At 64.2% G+C, this 22,384-nt stretch carries 24 protein-coding genes; 18 read left to right on the top strand and 6 right to left on the bottom strand.

The genetic code is table 11. The features are described 5' to 3' along the window. Positions 1-83 precede the first annotated feature (83 nt). Positions 84-3,056 carry an EAL domain-containing protein gene (locus AC3WOS_RS02040; protein WP_492714158.1) on the top strand — a complete coding sequence of 991 codons (2,973 nt, stop codon included), beginning with the start codon at positions 84-86 and terminating at the stop codon, positions 3,054-3,056. 64 nt (positions 3,057-3,120) lie between these two features. On the opposite strand, the gene AC3WOS_RS02035 is transcribed toward AC3WOS_RS02040, so the two are convergent. Both AC3WOS_RS02035 and AC3WOS_RS02030 read right to left on the bottom strand, forming a co-directional pair. Then, on the bottom strand, positions 3,121-4,824 hold the full coding sequence (locus tag AC3WOS_RS02035; RefSeq protein ID WP_492714157.1) for an MFS transporter: 1,704 nt from the start codon (positions 4,822-4,824) through the stop codon (positions 3,121-3,123). Positions 4,825-5,006: 182 nt separating this feature from the next. Continuing rightward, positions 5,007-5,402, bottom strand: coding sequence for a VOC family protein (locus tag AC3WOS_RS02030; RefSeq protein WP_492714156.1), 396 nt, complete (start codon positions 5,400-5,402; stop codon positions 5,007-5,009). Here AC3WOS_RS02030 and AC3WOS_RS02025 point away from each other — a divergent pair. The 9 genes from AC3WOS_RS02025 to AC3WOS_RS01985 all read left to right on the top strand — a co-directional run bounded on the left by AC3WOS_RS02025 (position 5,401) and on the right by AC3WOS_RS01985 (position 12,994). After that, positions 5,401-5,565 carry a hypothetical protein gene (locus tag AC3WOS_RS02025; RefSeq protein ID WP_492714155.1) on the top strand — a complete coding sequence of 55 codons (165 nt, stop codon included), beginning with the start codon at positions 5,401-5,403 and terminating at the stop codon, positions 5,563-5,565. The two genes, AC3WOS_RS02030 and AC3WOS_RS02025, sit on opposite strands and share 2 nt — an antisense overlap. 153 nt (positions 5,566-5,718) lie before the next feature. Next, on the top strand, positions 5,719-6,897 hold the full coding sequence (locus tag AC3WOS_RS02020; protein ID WP_492714154.1) for an acetyl-CoA C-acyltransferase: 1,179 nt from the start codon (positions 5,719-5,721) through the stop codon (positions 6,895-6,897). A 122-nt stretch (positions 6,898-7,019) separates the two neighbouring features. Further along, positions 7,020-8,936 (top strand): acyl-CoA dehydrogenase, encoded by a 1,917-nt coding sequence (locus AC3WOS_RS02015; RefSeq protein ID WP_492714153.1) that lies wholly within the window; start codon positions 7,020-7,022, stop codon positions 8,934-8,936. Between the two features lie 21 nt (positions 8,937-8,957). Then, positions 8,958-9,260, top strand: coding sequence for a Dabb family protein (locus AC3WOS_RS02010; protein WP_492714152.1), 303 nt, complete (start codon positions 8,958-8,960; stop codon positions 9,258-9,260). 30 nt (positions 9,261-9,290) lie between these two features. After that, on the top strand, positions 9,291-10,073 hold the full coding sequence (locus AC3WOS_RS02005; protein ID WP_492714151.1) for an SDR family oxidoreductase: 783 nt from the start codon (positions 9,291-9,293) through the stop codon (positions 10,071-10,073). Positions 10,074-10,082: 9 nt separating this feature from the next. Beyond that, positions 10,083-11,078 (top strand): NADP-dependent oxidoreductase, encoded by a 996-nt coding sequence (locus AC3WOS_RS02000; RefSeq protein WP_492714150.1) that lies wholly within the window; start codon positions 10,083-10,085, stop codon positions 11,076-11,078. Beyond that, a complete protein-coding gene (locus tag AC3WOS_RS01995) occupies positions 11,079-11,996 on the top strand; it encodes an SDR family oxidoreductase (RefSeq protein ID WP_492714149.1) in 918 nt (305 codons plus the stop codon). It begins immediately after the preceding gene. Between the two features lie 45 nt (positions 11,997-12,041). Beyond that, positions 12,042-12,479, top strand: a complete 438-nt coding sequence (locus tag AC3WOS_RS01990) for a GNAT family N-acetyltransferase (protein WP_492714148.1) — start codon at positions 12,042-12,044, stop codon at positions 12,477-12,479. 35 nt (positions 12,480-12,514) lie between these two features. Next, the gene (locus tag AC3WOS_RS01985; protein ID WP_492714147.1) at positions 12,515-12,994 is read left to right on the top strand and encodes an SRPBCC family protein; all 480 of its coding nucleotides are present in this window, start codon (positions 12,515-12,517) and stop codon (positions 12,992-12,994) included. Positions 12,995-13,000: 6 nt separating this feature from the next. Here AC3WOS_RS01985 and AC3WOS_RS01980 read toward each other — a convergent pair whose 3' ends face one another. The 3 genes from AC3WOS_RS01980 to ygfZ are packed head-to-tail and all read right to left on the bottom strand — an operon-like array spanning position 13,001 to position 15,088. Next, positions 13,001-13,744 carry an NRDE family protein gene (locus tag AC3WOS_RS01980; RefSeq protein ID WP_492714146.1) on the bottom strand — a complete coding sequence of 248 codons (744 nt, stop codon included), beginning with the start codon at positions 13,742-13,744 and terminating at the stop codon, positions 13,001-13,003. After that, positions 13,735-14,025, bottom strand: coding sequence for a DUF4936 family protein (locus AC3WOS_RS01975; protein ID WP_492714145.1), 291 nt, complete (start codon positions 14,023-14,025; stop codon positions 13,735-13,737). The genes AC3WOS_RS01980 and AC3WOS_RS01975 overlap by 10 nt, the downstream gene beginning before the upstream one ends. A 1-nt stretch (position 14,026) precedes the next feature. After that, on the bottom strand, positions 14,027-15,088 hold the full coding sequence (gene ygfZ / locus AC3WOS_RS01970) for a CAF17-like 4Fe-4S cluster assembly/insertion protein YgfZ (RefSeq protein ID WP_492714144.1): 1,062 nt from the start codon (positions 15,086-15,088) through the stop codon (positions 14,027-14,029). A 160-nt stretch (positions 15,089-15,248) separates the two neighbouring features. On the opposite strand from ygfZ, the gene mltG reads away from it, so the two are divergent. The 7 genes from mltG to AC3WOS_RS01935 all read left to right on the top strand — a co-directional run bounded on the left by mltG (position 15,249) and on the right by AC3WOS_RS01935 (position 20,521). Beyond that, a complete protein-coding gene (gene mltG, locus AC3WOS_RS01965; protein WP_492714143.1) occupies positions 15,249-16,238 on the top strand; it encodes an endolytic transglycosylase MltG in 990 nt (329 codons plus the stop codon). Between the two features lie 13 nt (positions 16,239-16,251). Continuing rightward, a complete protein-coding gene (tmk, locus tag AC3WOS_RS01960) occupies positions 16,252-16,869 on the top strand; it encodes a dTMP kinase (protein ID WP_492714142.1) in 618 nt (205 codons plus the stop codon). A gap of 47 nt (positions 16,870-16,916) precedes the next feature. After that, on the top strand, positions 16,917-17,954 hold the full coding sequence (locus AC3WOS_RS01955) for a DNA polymerase III subunit delta' (RefSeq protein WP_492714141.1): 1,038 nt from the start codon (positions 16,917-16,919) through the stop codon (positions 17,952-17,954). Positions 17,955-17,964: 10 nt separating this feature from the next. Further along, the gene (locus tag AC3WOS_RS01950; RefSeq protein ID WP_492714140.1) at positions 17,965-18,342 is read left to right on the top strand and encodes a PilZ domain-containing protein; all 378 of its coding nucleotides are present in this window, start codon (positions 17,965-17,967) and stop codon (positions 18,340-18,342) included. Between the two features lie 18 nt (positions 18,343-18,360). Beyond that, positions 18,361-18,879 (top strand): GNAT family N-acetyltransferase, encoded by a 519-nt coding sequence (locus tag AC3WOS_RS01945; protein WP_492714139.1) that lies wholly within the window; start codon positions 18,361-18,363, stop codon positions 18,877-18,879. Positions 18,880-18,944: 65 nt separating this feature from the next. Next, positions 18,945-19,724 carry a TatD family hydrolase gene (locus AC3WOS_RS01940; protein WP_492714138.1) on the top strand — a complete coding sequence of 260 codons (780 nt, stop codon included), beginning with the start codon at positions 18,945-18,947 and terminating at the stop codon, positions 19,722-19,724. A gap of 131 nt (positions 19,725-19,855) precedes the next feature. Continuing rightward, positions 19,856-20,521, top strand: a complete 666-nt coding sequence (locus AC3WOS_RS01935; protein ID WP_492714137.1) for an ankyrin repeat domain-containing protein — start codon at positions 19,856-19,858, stop codon at positions 20,519-20,521. A 1-nt stretch (position 20,522) separates the two neighbouring features. Here AC3WOS_RS01935 and AC3WOS_RS01930 read toward each other — a convergent pair whose 3' ends face one another. After that, entirely contained in the window at positions 20,523-21,230 is a 708-nt protein-coding gene (locus AC3WOS_RS01930) for a PEP-CTERM sorting domain-containing protein (protein WP_492714136.1), read from the bottom strand. 192 nt (positions 21,231-21,422) lie between these two features. Here AC3WOS_RS01930 and AC3WOS_RS01925 point away from each other — a divergent pair, with 192 nt between their 5' ends. Beyond that, positions 21,423-22,346, top strand: a complete 924-nt coding sequence (locus AC3WOS_RS01925) for a class I SAM-dependent methyltransferase (RefSeq protein WP_492714135.1) — start codon at positions 21,423-21,425, stop codon at positions 22,344-22,346. Positions 22,347-22,384 lie beyond the last annotated feature (38 nt).

Below are 22,384 nucleotides of genomic sequence, written 5' to 3'. Positions count from 1 at the left end.
ACCTTGAAAACCATGTAAGACTGGCCACAGACGCACCGCTTCCACCTACCCTTGAGGACAAGTCCGCATGAGAGTCTGGCACCATGGCCGCCGCCGCTAACCCCCGCAACGACATCAACCGGCTCAGCCTGCGGGCCCGGTTACTCCTCTGTTTTTCCGCGCTGGTGCTGCCGGCCTTGCTGGCGGCCCTGGCGTCGCTGCTGGTGCACGAGCGCATGGCGGCGACCATGGGTGTCTATCTGGACCAGGACGCCCGCATCGTCGAGCTGGCCTTGCGCAGCAGCGCCGCGCTGGCCGGCGCCGGCGCCACGCCGGCGGGCCTGAAGTCCGCCCAGGAAGAGGTGCGCAACAACATGCGCAGCGCCGCCTCCCTGGCCACCGATGCGCTCAAGCAGGAAGCGATCGATATCGGCTTGCTCACCTACGACAGCGGCCCGCCGGACAAGCTGGCCGCCCGCCTGGCCACGCTGACCCAGCACGCCAGCGACGCCAGCGCCGGTACGGAAGCGAGCCTGCGCCAGCTGCGCGCCCTGTCCAAGGTGGTGCTGGTGCTGGCGCCGGCACTGGCCCTGACGCTGGGCATGGTGCTGGCCTACAGCATCGCCCGCGGCATGTACCGCACGCTGGCCGACTGTATCGCCTTCGCGCGCGACATCGCGGAAGGCAAGATGCCGTCGCGCCTGGTCCCGGACAGCAAGAATGAATTCGACGTGCTGGTGGTCGCCGTCAACGACCTGATGTTGGACGCCCGCCACAATTCACAAGTCCGGCACGAACAGGAAGTGCGCATCGCCTTGCTGGAGCGCTCCGCCGTGCTGCACGCGGCCTGCAACCAGGCGCTGGCCGGCAGCGCCAGCGAGCAGGCCATGCTGGCCGCCTTCTGCGGCGGCCTGGTCGACGCGGGCGGCTACAAAGCGGCCTGGATAGGCTACGCCCGCCAGGATGCCGGCCACAGCATCGAACTGGCCGCCCACGCCGGCAGCGACCGCGACTTCATCGAGAGCCTGGACCTGAGCTGGGGCCAGGACTTGCGCCGCCATGCGGCCTGCGGCGGCGCCATCCTCCTGAAAAAGCCGCAGGTGGTGCGCGACATGGCCGATACGCCCGCCTTCGCCACCTGGCGCGGCGCGCTGCTGATGCGCAACCTGGTCAGCTGCATCGCCGTACCGCTGTTGAGCGGCGGCGAAGTGCTGGGCGTGCTGACCGTCTACGCCGGCGACGCCAGCCCCTGCAACGACGAGGAAGTGGCCCTGCTGCAGGAAATCAGTCACGCGCTGGCCACCGGCCTGGAGCGTTATCGCGAGCTGGCCGCCCGCCAGCGTGCCGAGCAGTTACTGGAACGGCGCGCCAACTACGACGAGCTGACCGGCTTGCCCAACCGCGCCACGCTGGAGGAAAAGCTGGCGCAGATGGCCGCCGGCGCCCAGGCCAGCGGCAAGCGGCTGGCGGCCCTGTACGTGGACCTGGACCGCTTCAAGGAAGTGAACGACAACCTGGGGTACAAGGTGGGCGACACCATGCTGGCCGAAGTGGCGCAGCTGCTCGAGCGCGCGGCGGGCGAGGGCAACCTGGTGGCCCGTCCCGGCAACGACGAGTTTGTCGTCCTGCTGCAGGACCTGGATGCGGGCGCCGATGCCGCCGCCGTCGCCGCCGCCATCGTGGCCCGGCTGGGCGAACCGCTGCCGAGCGGACCGGCCCAGGTCAGGCCGCTGGCCTCGATCGGCATCAGCGTGTTCCCGGACGACGGCGCCGATGCCAGCGCCCTGTTGCGCCTGGCCGACCTGGCCATGCAGGACGCCAAGGGCCAGGGCGGCAATACTTTCCGCTACTACGCGCCGGCCATGAATGCGCGCATGGCGGCCCGCTTCGCCATGGAGGCCGACCTGCGCCAGGCGCTGGAAAAGGGTGAGTTGCTGATGCATTACCAGCCCCAGGTGAGCCTGGTGAACGGCGCCATCACGGGCGCGGAAGCGTTGCTGCGCTGGCGCCATCCCACCCGCGGCATGGTGGCGCCCAACGAATTCATCCGCCTGGCCGAGGAAACGGGGCTGGTGCTGCCGCTGGGCGAGTGGGCCATCGGCCATGTCTGCGCGCAGCTGGCCCGCTGGCGCACGGCGGGGCTGGCCGTGCCCACCGTGGCCATCAACCTGTCGGCGCGCCAGTTCCACCAGCCGGGACTGGTGGAGGTGGTGCGCAAGGCCCTGACGGCCAACGGCCTGACGGCGCGCATGCTGGAACTGGAAATGACGGAAAGCGCCGTCATGCACGACGTGGAAGCGGCCGTCGCCATCCTGCGCCAGCTGGAGCAGATGGGCGTCGGGGTCACGCTGGACGACTTCGGCACCGGCTATTCCTCCTTGTCCTACCTTAAGCGCTTCCCCATCAGCCATCTGAAGATAGACCGCTCCTTCGTGCGCGACGTCACCACCTCGCCCGACGACGCGGCCATCTGCAACGCCGTGATCAGCCTGGCGCACAGCCTGCACATCACCGTGATTGCGGAAGGCGTGGAGACGGAAGGGCAGATGAACTACCTGCGGCGGCGCCAGTGCGACCAGATGCAGGGCAGCCACTTCAGCAAGGCCCTCTCGGGCGATGCCTTCGCCCAGTTGCTGACGGACGGCAAGCGCCTGCTGCTGCCGGCCGACCGCAGCCAGCGCACCTTGCTGATACTGGACGATGAACCGAACATCGTGCGCTCGCTGGCGCGCTCGCTGCGGGCCGAAGGCTACAAGCTGCTGCTGGCCACGTCGGCGGCCGAAGCGCTGGCCCTGCTGGCCGTCAACGAGGTGCAGGTGGTGCTGTCGGACCAGCGCATGCCGGAAATGAGCGGCACGGAGTTCCTGGCCAAGGTCAAGGATCTGTACCCGGAGACGATACGGATGATCCTGTCCGGCTATGCCGACCTCGAATCGGTGATCGACGCCATCAACCGTGGCGCCATCTACCGCTTCTTCACCAAGCCGTGGGAAGACGAGCCGCTGCGCCGCTGCATCGCGGAGGCGTTCCGCCAGCAGCAGCTGGAATACGGCGCGGACGCGCCGGCCGTCGCCTGAGCGATGGGACGAAAAAAATAGCCGCCATCGCTGGCGGCTATTTGCTTGATGACGAGGTAGAAGCTCAGTCGCCCGCGTAGATGTCGTTGTCGCGGGTTTCCTTGACGAACAGGGTACCGATTACGACAGTGACCAGCGAGATGACGATCGGATACCACAGGCCGTAGTAGATGTCGCCTTTGAACGCCACCAGCGCGAACGCCGTGGTCGGCAGCAGGCCGCCGAACCAGCCGTTGCCGATGTGGTAGGGCAGCGACATCGACGTGTAGCGTATGCGGGTGGGGAACATTTCCACCAGCATGGCGGCGATGGGGCCGTAGACCATGGTCACGTACAGCACCAGGATGAACAGGATCAGCACCATCATCGGACGGTTGATCTGGTCTTCGTCGGCCTTGGCGGGATAGCCGGCGGCCTTGACGGCGGCGGCCGCATCTTTTTTCAGGGCCGCTTCGGCCTTCTTGCTGTCGGCGTCGAAGTTCAGGCCGTCCGGCGTCATGACGGCGTTAAACGACGCGATTTCCTTGTCGCCCACCTTGATGATGGCAACGCTGCCGGCCGGCGCATCGACCTTGGTGTAGGCGACCGAGCTGTTCGACAGCAGGCCGGTGGCGATGTCGCACGAGGACGGGAACTTCTTCTGGCCCGTCAGGTTGAACTGGAAGTGGCAGGAGGCGGGATCGGCCACCACCGTCACGGGCGAGTTCTTCAGTGCCGTTTCCAGCGCCGGATTGCCGTAGTGGGTCAGCGCGCCGAACAGGGGGAAGTAAGTGGCCGAGGCCAGCAGGCAGCCGCCCAGGATGATGTACTTGCGGCCCACGCGGTCCGACAGGCTGCCGAAGAAGATGAAGAACGGGGTGGCCAGCGCCAGCGCCACGGCGATCATCAGGGTGGCGTTGACGATGTCGATCTTGAGCGTCTGCTGCATGAAGAACAGGGCGTAGAACTGGCCCGTGTACCACACGACAGCCTGGCCCATGGTCAGGCCGATCAGGGCCAGCACCACGATCTTCAGATTACGCCACTGCCCGAACGCTTCGCTCAGCGGTGCTTTCGAGGTCTTGCCTTCCGCTTTCATCTTGGCGAAGGCCGGCGATTCATTCATCGACAGGCGGATCCACACGGAGATACCGAGCAGCAGCACCGAGACCAGGAAAGGCACGCGCCAGCCCCAGGCATTGAAGGCATCTTCGCCGATGGCCTTGCGGGTGCCGAGGATCACCAGCAGCGACAGGAAGAAGCCCAGCGTGGCCGTGGTCTGTATCCACGACGTGAAGGCGCCGCGCTTGCCGTTGGGCGCATGTTCGGCCACGTAGGTGGCGGCGCCGCCGTATTCGCCGCCCAGGGCCAGGCCCTGCAGGATGCGCAGCGAGACCAGGATGATGGGCGCGGCGATGCCGATTGCGCCATACCCGGGCAACAGGCCGACAATGAAGGTGGAGCCACCCATGATCAGGATAGTGATCAGGAAGGTGTATTTACGGCCTATCATGTCGCCGAGACGGCCGAACACGAGTGCGCCGAACGGGCGCACGATGAAGCCGGCGGCGAACGCCAGCAGGGCGAAAATGAAGGTGGTGGTCGGGTCGCCGATGAAAAATTGCTTGGCGATGATGGAAGCGAGCGAGCCGTACAGGTAAAAGTCGTACCATTCGAAAATGGTGCCCAGCGAGGATGCAAAGATGACCTTGCGCTCCTCCGGTGTGATCGCGCCGGCCTTAGGAGGCTGGTTGCGCAGATCGGCGGTCGTGCCGGTTGATACTGCCATGATTTGTCTCCTGGTTTTATTGTGGTGTGCTACAGCCGACCAGATACAACATTGTCAGCTTGTCCTGAGTCTGAACGCTTAACCTTACGTCAAACTTGCACCAAACTTACACGAATCTGACATTGTTGTCACAAAAAAAGAAATGTCCAGGACGGCAGATTATGGGCACCGAGACATCTGACTTAGACCGGGCAATTCAGCATCCACTGCACGCCAAACTGGTCCGTCAACTTGCCGAAGTAGTCGCCCCAGGGCTGTATGGCCAGTGGCGTGGTGACGTTGCCATCCTGTGCCAGGCGGGCGAAGAGCTGCTCCGTTAGAGCGCGGTCGGTCATCTGCAGGATATGGGCGGAGCCGCGCATCGGTTCGGCGTCATCGTTATCCGAGGCAAAGAACAACACCCCGGGTCCTTCGAACCTGGCATGCATGATACGGCCGCGCATCGCTTCGTTATGGACCGGCATGCCGTTCATGCCGTAGCGCAGGATATCGGTCACCTGGCCTAGTCCGCAGCGGGTATAGAAGTCCAGCGCCTGTTCGCATGTCGTCGTAAAAAACAGATAATTGGAAAGTTGCATGAGTTTGCTCCTGGGTTCGCGGTTGGTGACGCTGTGTGATTCGTCGCAGCGGCACGACAAATCTCCGGTGGGGCTGTGGGACGGCGGATTGACATTACATGGACACGATAATGTTGTCAATTTGTATATTTCCAAGACCGGCGAGGCGCTTGAAATTCGTTAATGAGTGGCCCCGCAAAAGTACGGGCGCACCCCGCTGGAAAAATTTGCGAACGGTCGTACTAAAATATGCTATTCTCATTTTTATCGCTGTACACACCGCGGCCGCCATGGGGTTGGCATGCGGATCAAAAACACTACCCATCAGGAGACTCACATGACAGATGCCGTCATCGTATCGACCGCCCGCACCGCCCTGGCCAAATCGTGGAAGGGCGCGTTCAACATGACGCACGGCGCCACCCTGGGCGGCCACGCGCTGCAGGCGGCCATCGCCCGCGCCAACATCGAAGCGGGTGAAGTGGAAGACGTGCTGGTGGGCTGCGCCAATCCTGAAGGCGCCACCGGCGGCAACATCGCGCGCCAGATCGCCATCCGCGCCGGCTGCCCCGTCACCACGGGCGGCATGACGGTCAACCGGTTCTGCTCGTCGGGCCTGCAGACCATCGCCCTGGCGGCCCAGCGCATCATCGCCGGCGAAGGCGACATCTACGCGGCCGGCGGCGTCGAATCGATCTCCTGCGTGCAGCAGGAAATGAACCTGCATATGTACAAGGAAGTGTGGCTGTCCGAGCACAAGCCGGAAATCTACTGGCCCATGCTGCAGACGGCGGAAACGGTGGCCAAGCGCTACAACATCAGCCGCGAGCGCCAGGACGAATACGGCGTGCAAAGCCAGCAGCGCGCCGCCGCCGCCCAGGCCGCCGGCCTGTTCAACGCGGAAATCGTGCCGATGACCACCGTGATGGGCGTGGCCGACAAGGCCAGCGGCATGCTGCTGAGCCGTGAAGTGACCATCTCGGCCGACGAAGGCATCCGCGCCGACACCACCTATGAAGCCGTGTCCAAGATCCGCAGCGCCGTGCCCGGCGGCGTGGTCAGCGCCGGCAATGCCAGCCAGTTCTCGGACGGCGCTTCAATGGCCGTCGTGATGAACGCCAGGACGGCCGCCGCCAAGGGCTTGCAGCCGCTGGGCATCTTCCGCGGCTTCGCCGTGGCCGGCTGCGAGCCCGATGAAATGGGCATCGGTCCCGTGTTCGCCATTCCCAAGCTGCTCAAGCAGGCGGGCCTGTCCGTGGCCGACATCGGCCTGTGGGAATTGAACGAAGCATTCGCCGTGCAGGTGCTGTACTGCGCCGACAAGCTGGGCATCCCCATGGATCGCCTCAACGTGAACGGCGGCGCCATTGCCGTCGGCCACCCGTACGGCGTGTCGGGCGCCCGCCTGACGGGCCATGCCCTGATCGAAGGCAAGCGCCGCGGCGTCAAGTACGTGGTCGTGACCATGTGCATCGGCGGCGGCCAGGGTGCTGCCGGCCTGTTCGAAGTGGTCTGATCCGGCTCGACGGGCGCCTTGCGGGGCGCCCGTTTCGTATCGGCGTTATCGGCCACATCCGCCGTATTTGCCGCATTTGCTATCCAGCTTCGTTATCCGTTCACCGATAAAGGCACTGCGCCATGCAATCCACGATTTTGTCGCGCCGCGACATCGAGTTCATGCTGTACGAATGGCTCGATGCGCAGGCGCTGGGTCAACGCGCCCGTTTCCAGGACCATAACCGCGAAACGTTCGACGCGGCCATCGACACGGCCGAACAGATCGCCACCGACCTGTTCGCGCCCCACAACAAGAAGAGCGACCAGCAGGAACCGCACGCCATTGCTGGCGACGGTTGCCTGCGGGTGCAGATCATTCCGGAAGTGAAGACCGCACTCGACGCCTTTTCCGCCGCCGGCCTGATGGCGGCCGGCCAGGACTTCGAACGGGACGGCATGCAACTGCCGGCCGTGGTGGAAAAGGTGCTGTCCGCCTATTTCACGGGCGCCAACGTCAGCACGGCCGCCTATATCTTCCTCACCATCAGCAACGCCAACACCTTGCTCAAGCACGGCACGGCGCGCCAGGTGCGGCGTTTCGTCGAGCCCATGTTTGCCGGCAAGTTCTTCGGCACCATGTGTTTATCCGAACCGCAAGCCGGCTCCAGCCTGTCCGACATCACCACCCGCGCCGAGCCGGACCCCGTGGCCGGTGACGAAGGCGAGCGCCAATACCGCCTGACGGGCAACAAGATGTGGATATCGGCCGGCGAGCACGACCTGGCCGGCAACATCGTCCACCTGGTGCTGGCCAAGATTCCCGGCCCGGACGGCAAGCTGGTGCCCGGCGTCAAAGGCATCTCCCTGTTCGTCGTGCCCAAGTTCCTTGTCAATGACGACGGCAGCCTGGGCGAGCGCAACGACGTGGTGCTGGCCGGTCTCAACCACAAGATGGGCAACCGGGGCACCAGCAACTGCCTGCTCAATTTCGGCGAAGGGAAGTTCAAGCCGGAAGGCAAGGGCGGCGCCATCGGCTACCTGGTGGGACAGCCGGGCCAGGGCCTGGCCTGCATGTTCCATATGATGAACGAAGCCCGCATCGCCGTCGGCCTTGGTGCGGCCGTGCTCGGCTACACCGGCTACCTGCACGCGCTGGACTACGCCCGCAATCGGCCCCAGGGCCGCCATCCGGCGCAGAAAGATCCGTCCCAGCCCCAGCTGCCCATCATCGAGCACACGGATGTGCGGCGCATGCTGCTGGCGCAAAAGGCGTACGTGGAAGGCGGCCTGGGCCTGGTGCTGTACAGCGCCCGCCTGGTCGACGAGCAGCGCACGGCCGACACGCCGGGAGCGCGCGAGCACGCGGGCCGTCTGCTCGATTTCCTGACCCCGATCACCAAGAGCTGGCCCTCCCAGTGGTGCGTGGAAGCGAACAGCCTGGCCATCCAGGTGCACGGCGGCTACGGCTACACGCGCGAATACAATGTCGAGCAGTTCTACCGCGACAACCGGCTCAACGCCATTCACGAAGGCACGCACGGCATCCACGGCCTGGACCTGCTGGGCCGCAAGGTCACGCTGCAGGACGGCGCCCTGTTCAAGTCCTTCGCCGGCGAACTGCGCAAGACGGTACGCAAGGTACGCGGCAACGTGGCCGTGCCCAGGGAAGACCGCGCCAACCTCACGGTAGCGCAGGCGGAACGGCTGGCGGCGGACCTGACGGCCCACGCGGCCGCCCTGGAAGCGGCCTGGGCGCGGGTGGAACAAGTGACCCAGACCCTGTATGCTGCGGGCGACATGAACAAGACCCTGGCCAACGCCAGCGCCTACCTGGAAGCGGTCGGCCACGTGGTCGTGGCCTGGATCTGGCTGCAGCAAGCCTTGCTGGCGGCCAGCCGCCTGCCCGGCGCCAGCGGGGACGACGCCGATTTCTACAGGGGCAAGTTGCAAGCCTGCCGCTACTTCTTCCACTGGGAACTGCCCAAGGTGGAAGCCCAGCTGGTCTTGCTGGAAAGCCTGGACACCACCACCCTTGATATGCAGGACAGGTGGTTTTAACTAATTCGATACGAAAAACATATGATCAAGCACATCGTGATGTGGAAGCTGAAAGAGCACGCAGAAGGCGCCGACCGCGCCGCCAACGCGGCCCGCATGAAATCCATGCTGGACGGCTGCGCCGACCTGACGCCGGGCATCCTGGCCTTCGAGGCCGTGGTGGCCCAGCCGGGGCTGGAAGCGACCTACGACGTGATCCTGTACTCGGAATTCACGGACAAGGCCGCGCTGGACGCTTACCAGAACCATCCAGGCCATCAGGCACTCAAACCCTTTTTCGGCGCTGTGCGCGAAGCGCGCCAGTGCATGGACTACGAAATTTAACGCCTCAAACAACGATAGGACGATAAACTCATGCGTACAACTCAAGAATTGTTTTCCCTGGCCGGCAAGACGGCACTGGTGACGGGCGGCTCGCGCGGCCTGGGCCTGCAAATGGCGCTGGCGCTGGGCGAGCAGGGCGCGAAAGTGGTGATTTCCTCGCGCAAGCAGGCCGACCTGGACGAAGCGCTGGCCTTCCTGGCGCAGCATGGCGTGAGCGCCCACGCCATCGCCGCCGACCTGTCGCAGGACGCGGCGGCCGAGGCGCTGGTGACGGCCGCGCTGGCGCAGCTGGGCCATATCGACATCCTGATCAACAACGCGGGCGCCAGCTGGGGCGCGCCGGCCGAAGACCACCCCGTTGAAGCGTGGGACAAGGTGATGAACCTCAACATCCGCAGCATCTTCCTCGTGTCGCAACAGGTGGGCAAGCGTTCCATGATCCCGCGCAAGTACGGCCGCATCATCAACATCGCCTCGATCGCCGGCCTGAGCGGCAACCCGCCCGGTTCCATGCAGACCATCGCCTACAACACCTCCAAGGCCGCCGTCATCAACTTCACGCGCACGCTGGCGGGCGAGTGGGGCATGCATGGCATCACCGTCAACGCCATCGCGCCGGGCTTCTTCCCATCCAAGATGACCAAGGGCATCCTGGACAAGCTGGGCGCGGAAAAGCTGGCCAAGGGCGCGCCGCTGCAGCGTATCGGCGACGAGGAAGACCTGAAAGGCACGGCCGTCCTGTTTGCTTCCGACGCGGGCAAGCACATCACCGGCCAGACCCTGGCCGTCGATGGTGGCGTGTCGGCAGTCTGAGAGACGGCCATGACGAACTATCAACGCATCGTCCTGGCCGCCCGGCCGCGGGGCGAAGTCCAGGAGTCCGATTTCCGCCTGGAGACGGTCGCCGTGCCGGCATTGCAGGATGGCGAAGTACTGGTGCGCAACCACTACCTGTCGCTGGACCCGTACATGCGCGGCCGGATGAGCGCGTCCAAGAGCTACGCCGCCTCGCAGGCGCTCGATGAAACCATGATAGGCGGCACGGCCGGCGAGGTGGTCGCTTCGCGCCATCCCCGCTACGCGCCCGGCGATTTCGTGGCAGGCATGCTGGGCTGGGCCGAAATGGGCGTGGCCGAAGGCGGCCAGTTGCGCAAGCTCGATACGACCCAAATCCCGCTGTCGGCCTACCTGGGCGTGGCGGGCATGCCGGGGATGGCGGCCTGGTACGGCATGAACCAGATCCTGCAGGCCAAGGCCGGCGAAACGGTGTGCGTATCGGCGGCCAGCGGCGCCGTGGGCAGCGTGGTGGGTCAACTGGCCAAGCTGCGCGGCTGCCGCGCTGTCGGCGTGGCCGGCGGCAAGGACAAGTGCGACTATGTGGTCAACGAACTGGGCTTTGACGCCTGCGTGGACTACAAGGCCGGCAAGCTGGACGCCGACCTGGCCGCCGCCACCCCCAACGGCATCGACGCCATCTTCGAGAACGTGGGCGGCGCCGTGTTCGACGCGGCCCTGGCCCGTACCAATGCCTTTGCCCGGGTCGCCCTGTGCGGCGTGATCGCCGGCTACAACGGCCAGGAATTGCCGATCCGTAATTCGCGCCTGCTGCTGCTCAACCGCATAACGCTGCGCGGCTTCATCGTCACCGAGCACATGGAATTCTGGCCGCAAGGCTTGACCGAACTGGCCATGCTGGTGGCGCAAGGCAAGCTCAAGTACAGGGAAACGGTGGCGCAAGGCTTGGCCAGCGCACCGCAAGCGTTCAAGGGCCTGCTGCAAGGCCATAACTTCGGCAAACAACTGGTGAAACTGATCTAAATGAAAAATTTCGACGGAAAAGTAGCGGTCATTACAGGCGGTGCCAGCGGGTTGGGCCGTGAGTTTGCCAACGTGGCGGCCCGGCTGGGCATGAAGCTGGTGCTGGCCGACGTGCAGCGCGACGCCCTCGACCGGGCCCGCGACGAGCTGGCGGCCCAGGGCGTGCTGGTGCTGGCCCAGGTATGCGACGTGCGCAAGGGCGAGCAAGTCCAGGCCCTGGCCGACGCGGCCATCGCGGCGTATGGCGCCGTGCACCTCGTGTTCAACAACGCGGGTGTCGGTTCCGGCGGCCTGATCTGGGAAAACACGGAGGCCGACTGGGAGTGGGTGCTGGGCGTCAACGTATGGGGCGTGATCCATGGCGTGCGTATCTTCACCAAACTGATGCTGGAGGCGGCCGCCCGCGATCCCCGGTTCGAAGGCCACATCGTCAACACGGCGTCGATGGCGGGGCTGGTCAACGCCCCGGCGATGGGCGTGTACAACGTCTCCAAGCACGCTGTCGTGGCGCTGTCGGAAACGCTGTACCAGGATCTGCAGCTGGTGCAGGCCCCCATAGGCGCGTCCGTGCTGTGCCCGTACTTTGTGCCGACCGACATCAGCCAGTCGCACCGCAACCGGCCGGCTGACGTGCGCATGACGCAGGGGCCAACGGCCAGCCAGCTCGCTTCGCAAGCGATGACGGACAAGGCCGTCACGTCGGGCAAGGTGTCGGCGGCCGAGGTGGCGGAAACCACGTTCAAGGCCATCGCGGACGGCCAGTTCTACATCTATTCCCATCCTGGCGCACTGGCCGGCGTGCAGGAGCGGATGGAAGACGTGCTACAGCAGCGCAATCCGGGCGATCCCTACAAGGCCGCACCCCAGGTGCGCGACGCCTTGCGCGCCAAAATGCTGGCAGGTGCTACCCCCAAGTAGAGGCTGCATGTGACAATCGTGGCTGGTTCAACTATCATTCAAAAAATGAATAACATGACTAGCCACACGATACGCTTCGGTTCCTGGGATGCGCTGAGCAACGACGCCAAGGCGATCCGCTTTGAAGTGTTTGTGGCGGAACAGAACGTTCCCGCCGAAATCGAGCTCGACGATATGGACGCCGTCTGCCTGCACGCAGTAGCCTACGGTGCCGATGGCGTTCCCATCGGCACCGGCCGGCTGCTGCCGGACGGCCACATCGGCCGCATGGCCGTGCGCAAGGCGGCGCGCGGCAGCGGCGTCGGTGGCGCCTTGTTGCAGGCGCTCATGGCGCAGGCCCGCGCACGCGGCGACCGGCGCGTGGTGCTGAGCGCGCAGACCCATGCCGCACCGTTTTACGAGCGTCACGGCTTCAGCATCGCCGGTGACGAGTTTTACGAAGCGGGCATCGCCCACATCGATATGCAGCTGACCTTTGCCTGACCGAACTTTGCCTGACGAATGGAAGGGAGTTTGTCATGACTCAAATTGCAGATGACTACGATCCGGACCTGGATCTCGTGTTCGAACGCACGGTGGAGCTGCGCCCCGAACAGATCTGGGCCGCCTGGACTCAGCCGGAGCACGTGGTGCACTGGTTCACCCCGGCGCCATGGAAAACACTATCTTGCGACATAGAGCTGCGTCCGGGCGGCATCTTCCGCACCGTCATGTGTTCGCCCGATGGCGAGCAGCACCCGCACGTGGGCTGCTTCCTGGAGGTGACGGAAAACCGCCGCCTGGTGTGGACGGACGCGCTGGCGCCCGGCTACGGGCCCGCGGCCACCCCCTTCATTACGGCCTACATCACGCTCGAGCCCGATGGCAGCGGCACCCGCTACCATGCCCGTGCCCGCCACAAGAACAGCGAAGACATGCTGCGCCACGTCGACATGGGCTTCGAGCATGGCTGGGGCCTGGCCCTCGACCAGATGGTAGCTTACATGAAGGCGCTGTAACGGCGCTTACTGGATCAGCATTTCGTGCAACACGGCCGGCGCGTCCGCGTACAGCTTGACGACGGTCGAGGTGCGGGTGCCATAGCCCGGGGTTTCGATCCGCACGGCCGACAGCACCCGTTCCAGGTCCAGCGGCACGCCCGTTTCCGGCAGGCGCATGTCGGGGGCCGGCGTGGTATCGGCCAGCATTTCAAAGAACGCTTCATCCGGCGCCCCCAGGCACAGCAGGCTGGCGAATTGCGCCTTCGTCTTCAGCACCTTGGGCCAGGGCGCGTCCAGCAGCGCGTTCGACAGGCCGTAGATGCCCGGTTCCAGCGGCTGGCCGTTGCGCGGGTCGTCCTGGCCCTTGTTGGAGAACCAGATCAGGGTGTCGCGGTCGCCCAGCACCAGGTTGAACCCATTGTAGGCCTGGGAGTCGCCGCGGATGGCGTCCACGTAGTCCTGCGGCGACATGCTCCCGGCCAGGTAGTCGGATACCAGATGGCCGCGCGACGGTGCATCCTCGCGGTGCTCGGACGGGCAGCGGATGTTGGTGATGGCGGCGAAGCGGGGCGCAGCGCCATCCTGGCCGGACTGCGTGATGCCCATCCAGCTGCCGCCGGCCTTCAGGTCGCGGCCCGCGTAGATTTGCGGATGCTCGGGCCACACACCGGCCGGCGCCGTGGCACGTTCGTAGAATTCATCGCGGTTGGCGGCCGCGATCAGCGGCACGCCCGGCACCACCCGCCAGGCAAAGACGATCAGGCACATGGGATCACATCCATAAAGACTTCAACATGGCGCGGGCCGCTGGTAAGGGCCGGCACGCCTGCCTGTTCCACCGCCGCGGCCAACGCCGCGGCAAATTCATCGCCGGTGGATGGGTAGACTTCCATCCACGTCTGCAAGCCTTGCTTGGCTTCCGGCCTGCGCTTGAGCTGGCCGCCGATGCCATGCTGCCGCGCCAGCGCCGCCTGCATGGCCGACACGCGTTGCAGCAAGGCCGGTGCGTCCGCTTCCCGCACCTGGTAATAAATGTACAGATCGCGCATGTCAGAGGTCGAGCGCGTCCAGCAGGTAGGGCATGGGCAGGAATTGCAGTGCCACGCCATCGGCCGAACCGAGACACACGGCAGCCTGTTCAATGGCGTCCAGCTTCATCTCCACCAGCGCATCCACGCCGCCCAGGCCGTTGGGCGCGGCGTTGACGATCATGCCGCAAGGCTGGCCGGGATCGGCCACGGCAAACACTTCCATGCCGGCCACTGCCTGCGCATCGGCGATGCGCACCAGCGTGGCACGCCGCTTGAGCTTGCCCAGATACTGGCTGCGGGCCACGATTTCCTGGCCCGGGTAGCAGCCTTTCTTGAAGTTGACGCCGCCCAGCAGTTCGAAGTTGACCATCTGCGGCACGAACTGTTCCTGGGTGGCGGCCGTCACCAGCGGCACGCCGGCGTGGATGCTGGACAGCTGCCATGCATCGTTGCCGCCCACGGCCAGTTTGGCGGCCAGCACGGGCCACACGGCAGCGGCCGTCTCGGCGCTGGTCAGCCACTGGTAGCGCGGGGCGCCAAAGGCGTCGGCCATGCGGATCAGGGTGCCCATGGCATGGTCGAGTTTGCCATACGGCTGCGCGGGCAGGGCGTCGAACCAGGTCGACAGCACGGCATCGGCCTGCGCGCCGCCTACGCCCAGCACGACGGCATTGGCCGGCTGTTCGGTCGCGTCGCTCAGTTTGGTCTTGGCGCGCAGCACAAACATCTGCAGGCGCTTTTGCAGGGCCGGCTGGATGGCGCGCGGCAGTTGCAGGAAGATCGTTTCCGCATTGCGCCACATCAGGAAGGTGGCCAGCAGCCGGCCCTTGGGGGTGCAGTAGCCGGCCAGGCGGGCCATGTCCGGAACCAGGTGTTCCACATCGTTGGTCAACTGATTGTGCAGGAAGGAGGCCGATTCCTCGCCGTTCAGCGCGATCAGGCCAAGGTCCGTGAGCGGCGCGGCAAAGCCGTTCGCCAGCTCGGCGGCCGTCAACTCGCGGCCGAAATCGCGGAACTGCTGCGGGGCCGCTTCCGTGCCGCGCGCACCCTGCTGGGTGAGAAGTTGATTCCAAGTATTCATAATTTCCAGAAGTTTGACGATGAAAGCATTATCATTACGGGCTCATTATAGTGATCTCGCGAAATTCGCGCCGGAGCAGGCGCAAATTTCTCGTTCCCCGAGGCTGGCAAGCCGGGCGATTCTGGTCCACTATGCGGATATAACCTGTGACATATAGAAGATGGCGTTCATTAAAAAACTCATTAGCCTCAGCGTGATTGCTGCGATTGCGGCAGGCGGCTATTTTGCCTGGTGGTCCCAAAGCCCCATCACGCCGGACGACAGTCCGCCCGTGGAATTCACCATCGCGCCCGGCAGCGGTGCCCATGCGGCCGGCCTGCAGATGGCCGACGCCGGCGTGCCGATGGAACCCTTGCTGTTCAACTTGCTGGCGCGGGCCACCTCGTCCAGCGCCAGGCTGAAGGCGGGCGCTTACGAGCTCAAGCCCGGCACCACGCCGCTGCGCCTGATGGAACAGCTGGTCAAGGGCGAATTCGCCCAGGAAGCGCTGACCATCATCGAAGGCTGGACCTTCCGCCAGATGCGCCAGGCCATGGCAGCCAGCAAGGGCTTGAAGCACGATACGGCTACCCTGACCGACAAGGAGTTGATGGCGCAGATCGATGCCGATTTCAAGCGCCCCGAAGGCTTGTTCTTCCCCGATACCTATCTGTTCCCCAAGGGTTCCAGCGACCTGCTGGTGTTCAAGCAGGCCCATGCGGCCATGTTGACCCGGCTCGCCGACGCGTGGAACAAGCGCGACCCGGCGCTGCCCTACAAGACGCCGTACGAGGCCCTGACCATGGCCTCCATTGTTGAAAAGGAAACGGGCCAGAAATCCGAGCGCAACATGATCGCCGCCGTGTTCGTAAACCGTCTCAAACTGGGCATGCTGCTGCAGACCGACCCCACCGTCATCTACGGCATGGGCGAGAAGTACGACGGCAAGATCCGCAAGAAGGACCTGGAAACGGACACCCCCTACAATACCTACACCCGCGCCGGCCTGCCGCCTACGCCGATCGCCTTGCCGGGCGTGCAGTCGCTGACGGCGGCGCTGGCGCCGGCCAAGAGCCCGGCCCTGTATTTCGTCTCGCGCGGCAACGGCACCAGCCAGTTTTCCGACAACCTGACCGACCACAACCGGGCGGTCAACCAATATCAACGATAGGCAGTATCGCTACATGACTCAACAACGCGGCAAATTCATCAGTTTCGAAGGCATAGACGGCGCCGGCAAATCCACCCACATCGGCTTTGCGTCGGACTACCTGCGCGCGCGGGGGATGGAACTGGTCAGCACGCGCGAGCCGGGCGGCACGCCACTGGGCGAAAAGCTGCGCGAACTGGTGCTGCACGAAAAAATGCACCTGGAAACGGAAGCCTTGCTGATGTTCGCCAGCCGCCGCGAGCACATGGCCCAGGTGATCGAGCCGACCCTGGCGCGCGGCGCCTGGGTCATTTCCGACCGCTTTACGGATGCCAGTTTCGCCTACCAGGGCGGCGGCCGCGGCCTCGCGCGCGACAAGCTCGACGCGCTCGAGCAATGGGTCCATCCCCATTTGCAGCCCGACCTGACCCTGCTGTTCGACGTGCCGCTGGAAGTGGCCCGCGCCCGGCTCGACGCCACCCGCGCGCTCGACAAGTTCGAGCAGGAAAAGGCCGACTTCTTCGCCGCCGCCCGCAGCGAATACCTGCGCCGGGCCGCCCAGTTCCCGGGCCGCTTCCGCGTGATCGACTCGACCCAGACCATCGCCGCCATCCAGCAGCAGCTGGCGGCGCTGCTTGATGCATTACTTTAACTTTAAAAGCATTGCATAAGCGTTTGTTTTAAAACAAAATACTACTAATGAGCAATTCCATTTACCCATGGCAGGAAGACGCCTGGCGCCAGCTTCAGCTGCTGCGCCAGCGCATGCCGCACGCCATCCTGTTCCATGGCGCGGCCGGCATCGGCAAGTCCGACTTCATCGAACGCTTCGCCCAGGGCTTGTTGTGCGAGGCGGTGCTGCCGGACGGCCATGCCTGCGGCCAGTGCGTTTCCTGCGGCTGGTTCTCGCAGCAAAACCATCCCGACTACCGCCGCGTGCGTCCCGAGGCGCTGGAAGACGAACCGGTGGCCGAGGGCGAGGAGGGCGGCGACGCCGACAGCAAGAAGACGGCCAAGTCGTCCAAGGCGCCATCCAAGGAAATCAAGATCGAGCAGATCCGCAACCTGGCCGATTTCATGAACATTTCCACTCACCGCCAGGGATTGCGGGTGGTGGTGCTGTACCCGGCCGAGGCGCTCAACATGCCGGCCTCGAACGCGCTGCTCAAGACACTGGAAGAACCGCCGCCCGGCACCGTGTTCCTGCTCGCCTCGAACAGCCTGGACCGGTTGCTGCCCACCATCCTGTCGCGCTGCCGCAAGTTCGCCTTGCCCATGCCGTCCCACGAGCAGGCGCTGGCCTGGCTCAAGGCCCAGGGCGTGGCCGACGCCGACAGCTGGCTGCGCGAGCAGGGCGGTTCGCCACTGGCCGCGCTGGCCCAGGCCGAAACGGGCAACCGCGACGACATGGAAACGCTGCTGCAGCTGCTGGCCCGCCCCAGCGTGGAAGGGGCGTTGAAAACAGCCGACAAATTGCAGAAAGTCCCGCTGGCGGCCCAGGTTTCTTGGATGCAGCGCTGGCTTTATGACATGTTTTCCTACAAACTGGCGGGGAATATCCGCTACTATCCGCGCTACCGCAAGGAACTGGCGGGCCTGGCCGACAAGATCCACGTCAGCCGCCTGCTGGCCGCGCTGAAGGCGGCCAACGAGCGCCGGGCGACGGCCGACCATCCCCTGTCGCCCAAGCTGTTCATTGAAGACATGCTGCTCGATTATGCAGCTTGCTGTGCCTGAAAGGATATGAATGACCGGCAGCCCTGTTGACCCGAGCGCCGTGCCCATCGCACGGCCTACGGTATTGTCGCTCGCGATCAAGGAAAAAGCGGCCCTGTACGCTGCCTACATGCCGTTCCTGAAGAATGGCGGCGTATTCGTGCCCAGCCAGAAGCCGCACAAGATCGGCGACGAGATCTACCTGATCCTGGCGTTGATGGATGACCCCAACAAATACCCGATCGCCGGCAAGGTGGCCTGGATCACGCCGGCCGGCGCCCACAACAACAAGGCGCAGGGCATAGGCGTGCATTTCCCCGACGATGAGAGCGGCCAACGGGCCCGCCTGCGCATTGAGGAAATCCTGGGCGCCGCCCTGCGCTCGTCGCGCGCCACCCATACGCTCTGATTGCCTGATTTTTCACCCATGCCTGCTTTCCGTCACCGCCTGGCCACACTGGCCGACTTGCCCGCCATTGTGGCCATCTACAACAGCACCGTCGCCTCACGCGAAGTGACGGCCGATACGGAACCGGTCTCGGTCGAGTCGCGCCTGCAGTGGTTCGAGGAACACGAGCCGCAACGCCGTCCCCTGTGGGTGATCGAGGCGGCCGATGACAACGGCGCCAGTCCTGCCATGCTGGGCTGGATCTCGTATTCCAACTTCTACGGCCGCCCCGCATACTCGGGTACGGCGGAAGTGTCGATCTACATCGATGAAGCGTGGCGCGGCAAGGGCGTGGGCCGTTACGGCCTGGAGCAGGCCATCGCCTTTGCGCCGCGGATCAAGGTGCATACCTTGCTGGGCTTCATTTTCGGCCACAATGCGCCCAGCCTGGGGCTGTTCCGCAAATACGGCTTCGATACCTGGGCCAACTTGCCCCGCGTGGCCAACCTGGACGGCGTGGAACGCGACCTCATCATCCTCGGCAAGCGGGTGGACTGAATCCGCGCGGTGGACGAGGGCGGGCGGGGCTGACCGGGGCCGGCGTGACGCGGTACAATCACGCTATGTATATCGATTCCCATTGCCATATCAATTTCCCCGAGCTGGCCGCTCGCATGCCCGAGATCCTCGCCAAGATGGCGGAAAACAAGGTCAGCCATGCGCTGTGCGTGTCGGTCGACCTGCCCGATTTTCCGCAAGTGCTGGCGTTGGCCGAACAGTATCCCCACATCTACGCTTCGGTCGGCGTTCATCCTGACTATGAGGACACGCCGGAGCCATCCGTCGAAGACCTGGTGAAGCTGGCCGACCACCCGAAAATCATCGCCATCGGCGAAACGGGGCTCGACTATTTCCGCCTCACGGGCGACCTGGAGTGGCAGCGCGAGCGCTTCCGCACCCACATCAAGGCTTCAAGAATCACTCGTAAGCCCTTGATTATCCACACCCGCTCGGCCAGCGAGGACACCATCCGCATCATGCGGGAAGAGGGCGCCGGCACGGAAGCGGGCGGCGTGGCCGGCGTCATGCACTGCTTCACGGAGTCGCTGGAAGTGGCGCGGGCCGCCATCGCCATGGGCTTCTACATTTCCTTCTCCGGCATCGTGACCTTCAAGAGCGCCAAGGAGTTGCAGGCCGTGGCGCTGGAAGTGCCGCTGGAACGCATCCTGATCGAGACGGACTCGCCTTACCTGGCCCCTGTGCCCCATCGCGGCAAGATGAACGAACCGGGCTTCGTGGCCCACGTGGGGGAATTCATCGCCAAGCTGAAAGGCGTGCCGGTCGAGCAGGTGGCGCAACAGACGACGGACAACTTCTTCAAGCTGTTCAACGTCGCACCATGATCGTCCGCGCCCCATGGGCCTATGCCCTGGCGCCGGTCAAGTTCCATCTCGATAACTGAACGGCCGCGCCTGGTGGTAAGATCGGCAAGTTTCTACAATCGCCATCCGTATTCTCACCATCAGGTTTCCTCATGTTCCTATCCAAGCGCCGTTTTCTGCTGGCCGCGGCCATGTTGCCGCTGGCCGTATCCACCACTTTCGCTGCGGAGGATGACCGGGCGGTCGACTTTTTCCGCGCCGTCCAGCTCGATAACGTCAGCGTCGTCAAACGCACACTGTCCCAGGGCCTGGACCCCAACGTGCGCGAACCGGAGCGGGGCGAGACGGGCCTGATCGTGGCCATGCGCTACGACGCCATGAAAACGCTAGCTATCCTGCTGGCCCAGCCCGGCATCCAGATCGAGGCCCGCGCCCCCAACGGCAACACGGCGCTGATGATGGCCGCCTTCCGCCAGAACAAGCCTGCCGTACTGACGCTGCTGGGCAAGGGGGCGGCCGTCAATCAGCCCGGCTGGACGGCACTCCATTACGCCGCAGCGGCCAACAGCACCGACATCATCAACGTGCTGCTCGAGCACCACGCCGCCATCAATGCGCCGTCGCCAAGCGGCCTGACGCCGTTGATGCTGGCCGCCCGCGAAGGCCAGGAAGCGGCCGTCGCCCTGCTGCTGGAGCGGGGCGCGGATGCCACCCTGAAAGATGGCGCCTACCACCAGACGGCGGCCGAATTCGCCACCAAGGCGGATAAACCCTGGATTGCCAGCACCATCAAGCAATTCGAGGCCGGCAAGCGATGACTTATGCCGCGCGGCGTTTGCCGTAGACGAGCAGGCCCGCCAGACCCAGCACGAACATGCCCCACGTCGCAGGTTCGGGCACCGGCGCCGGATTGTTGGACACATTCAAATTGTCGAGCGCGATTCCGCTCCAGCCGTTGCCCCCTTGCTGGTCGATTTCGATGCCCGTGATGTTGTTGAAGGTCGAAAAATCGAAGTGATTATATGCAGCGCTGGTGCCATAGGTGGCGTAGTTGGGCAGGTTGTCGAGCGTGACGGTCTGGCTGATCGTGCCGCCGCCGCCCAGCGTCGCCTTGATCACGAAGGAAGTCTGGGCGGGCGAGGTGATGCCGTCGTCATGCGAATTGTCGAGATCGAGCCCGTTCAAATTGAAGGCCTGGCCATCCGTGCGTTTGATCGACAGATGGGAGCCTGTGATCAGGCCGTCCGTACCGTTGTACGCGCAATTGCTGGCCAGCCCGCCGCAAAAGGTCACGGTATTCCAGTAGCCCGTATACCAATGCCCGTAATTCTGGTCATCGAAGCTGTAGCTGCCAACGGTGGAAGGGCCGGAAAAATACGTGTACAGCTCAGGGAAAGAGGATTGCGAACCGGGCATGTTGGTACCGGCCAGCCCATTGAAGTCGATGACTTCCGCGTGAGCGCTCAAGCCCGTCAGAGCCGTAACGGCGCAGGCCACTAGCAGCCGGTGAAATTGGTTTGTCTTCATCTGTAACCCCTGGAAATATTGGTTAAAAAATATTATTCTAAATTGTCGCGATCATATTTGCTAGTTAATTTGACAACTCTTGAATTGAGTGACATTTCGGGGTCAGTTCTCGCCTTGGCTTGGTTCGAATCTTGACGATAATTGCGCAAGTGCATTGCCGCCAGACGCCATGCGCAATAACCAAGGACAACTATGCTGAACGAACGCGAGATCGAAAGCTGCTACCTGGGGCAGTTCATTCCAGTCCACTACCATCACAACATGTTGATGGATCAAAACCGCATGCATGGTTTCAAGTCGGCCATCGACTATGCGGTACAGCCCGGCGCCAAGGTACTGGAGCTGGGCGGCGGCACGGGCGTACTGTCCTGGTTCGCGGCAGCCAAGGCGGACAAGGTCTATTGCGTGGAATTCAATCCGGACATGGTCAAGGAAGCGCGCAAGATGCTGGCGCTCAATCCCAACGGCCAAAAGGTCGAGGTGATCCATGCCGATGCCTTCGAATACCTGCCGCCCGAACCGGTCGATGTGGTGATCTGCGAGATGATCCACGTCGGCATGCTGCGCGAGAAGCAGGTCGAAGTCATCGAGTCCTTCAAGCGCCGCTATGCCGCGCGCTTTGGCGGTCCGCTGCCCGTGTTCCTGCCGGAAGCGGTGATCATGGCCGTGCAGCCGCTGCAGCAGGAATACGATTTCGAAGGCTTCTACGCGCCCATCGTCCAGTTCCAGGAGACGACGGCCATCTATCCCGGTACGGTGGAAATGGCCCAGCCGGCCGTCTACAGCATCATCGACTTCAACCAGCCCAACGAGCTGATGTACAGCTGGCAGGGCAAGTTCGTCGTCGAGCGCAATGGCCAGATCAACGCCATGCGCTTTGTGACCAAGAACATCCTGGCCGTGGTGAGCGAGCGCTCGACCACCATCGACTGGCTCAACCATTACATGACGCTGCCGCTGGCCGTTCCCGTGCGCGCCTGCGAGGGCGACGTGCTGCAGGTGAGCTTCCAGTACCGTGCGGGCGGCTCCATTCCATCCCTGCAGGCGTCGCTGACGGCGGAAATTATGTACGAAGCGGCCCAGCAGCCGGCGCAGCGCATCCCGGCCTACGCCTGATCCGGGCCCGACGGGGCAGAAAAGTCCCCCGGATGGCG

It is taken from the genome of Rugamonas sp. FW305-51, from assembly GCF_058786935.1.
Note: the sequence above shows the minus strand (reverse complement) of the source record. Positions and strands in the feature narration are given on the sequence as shown.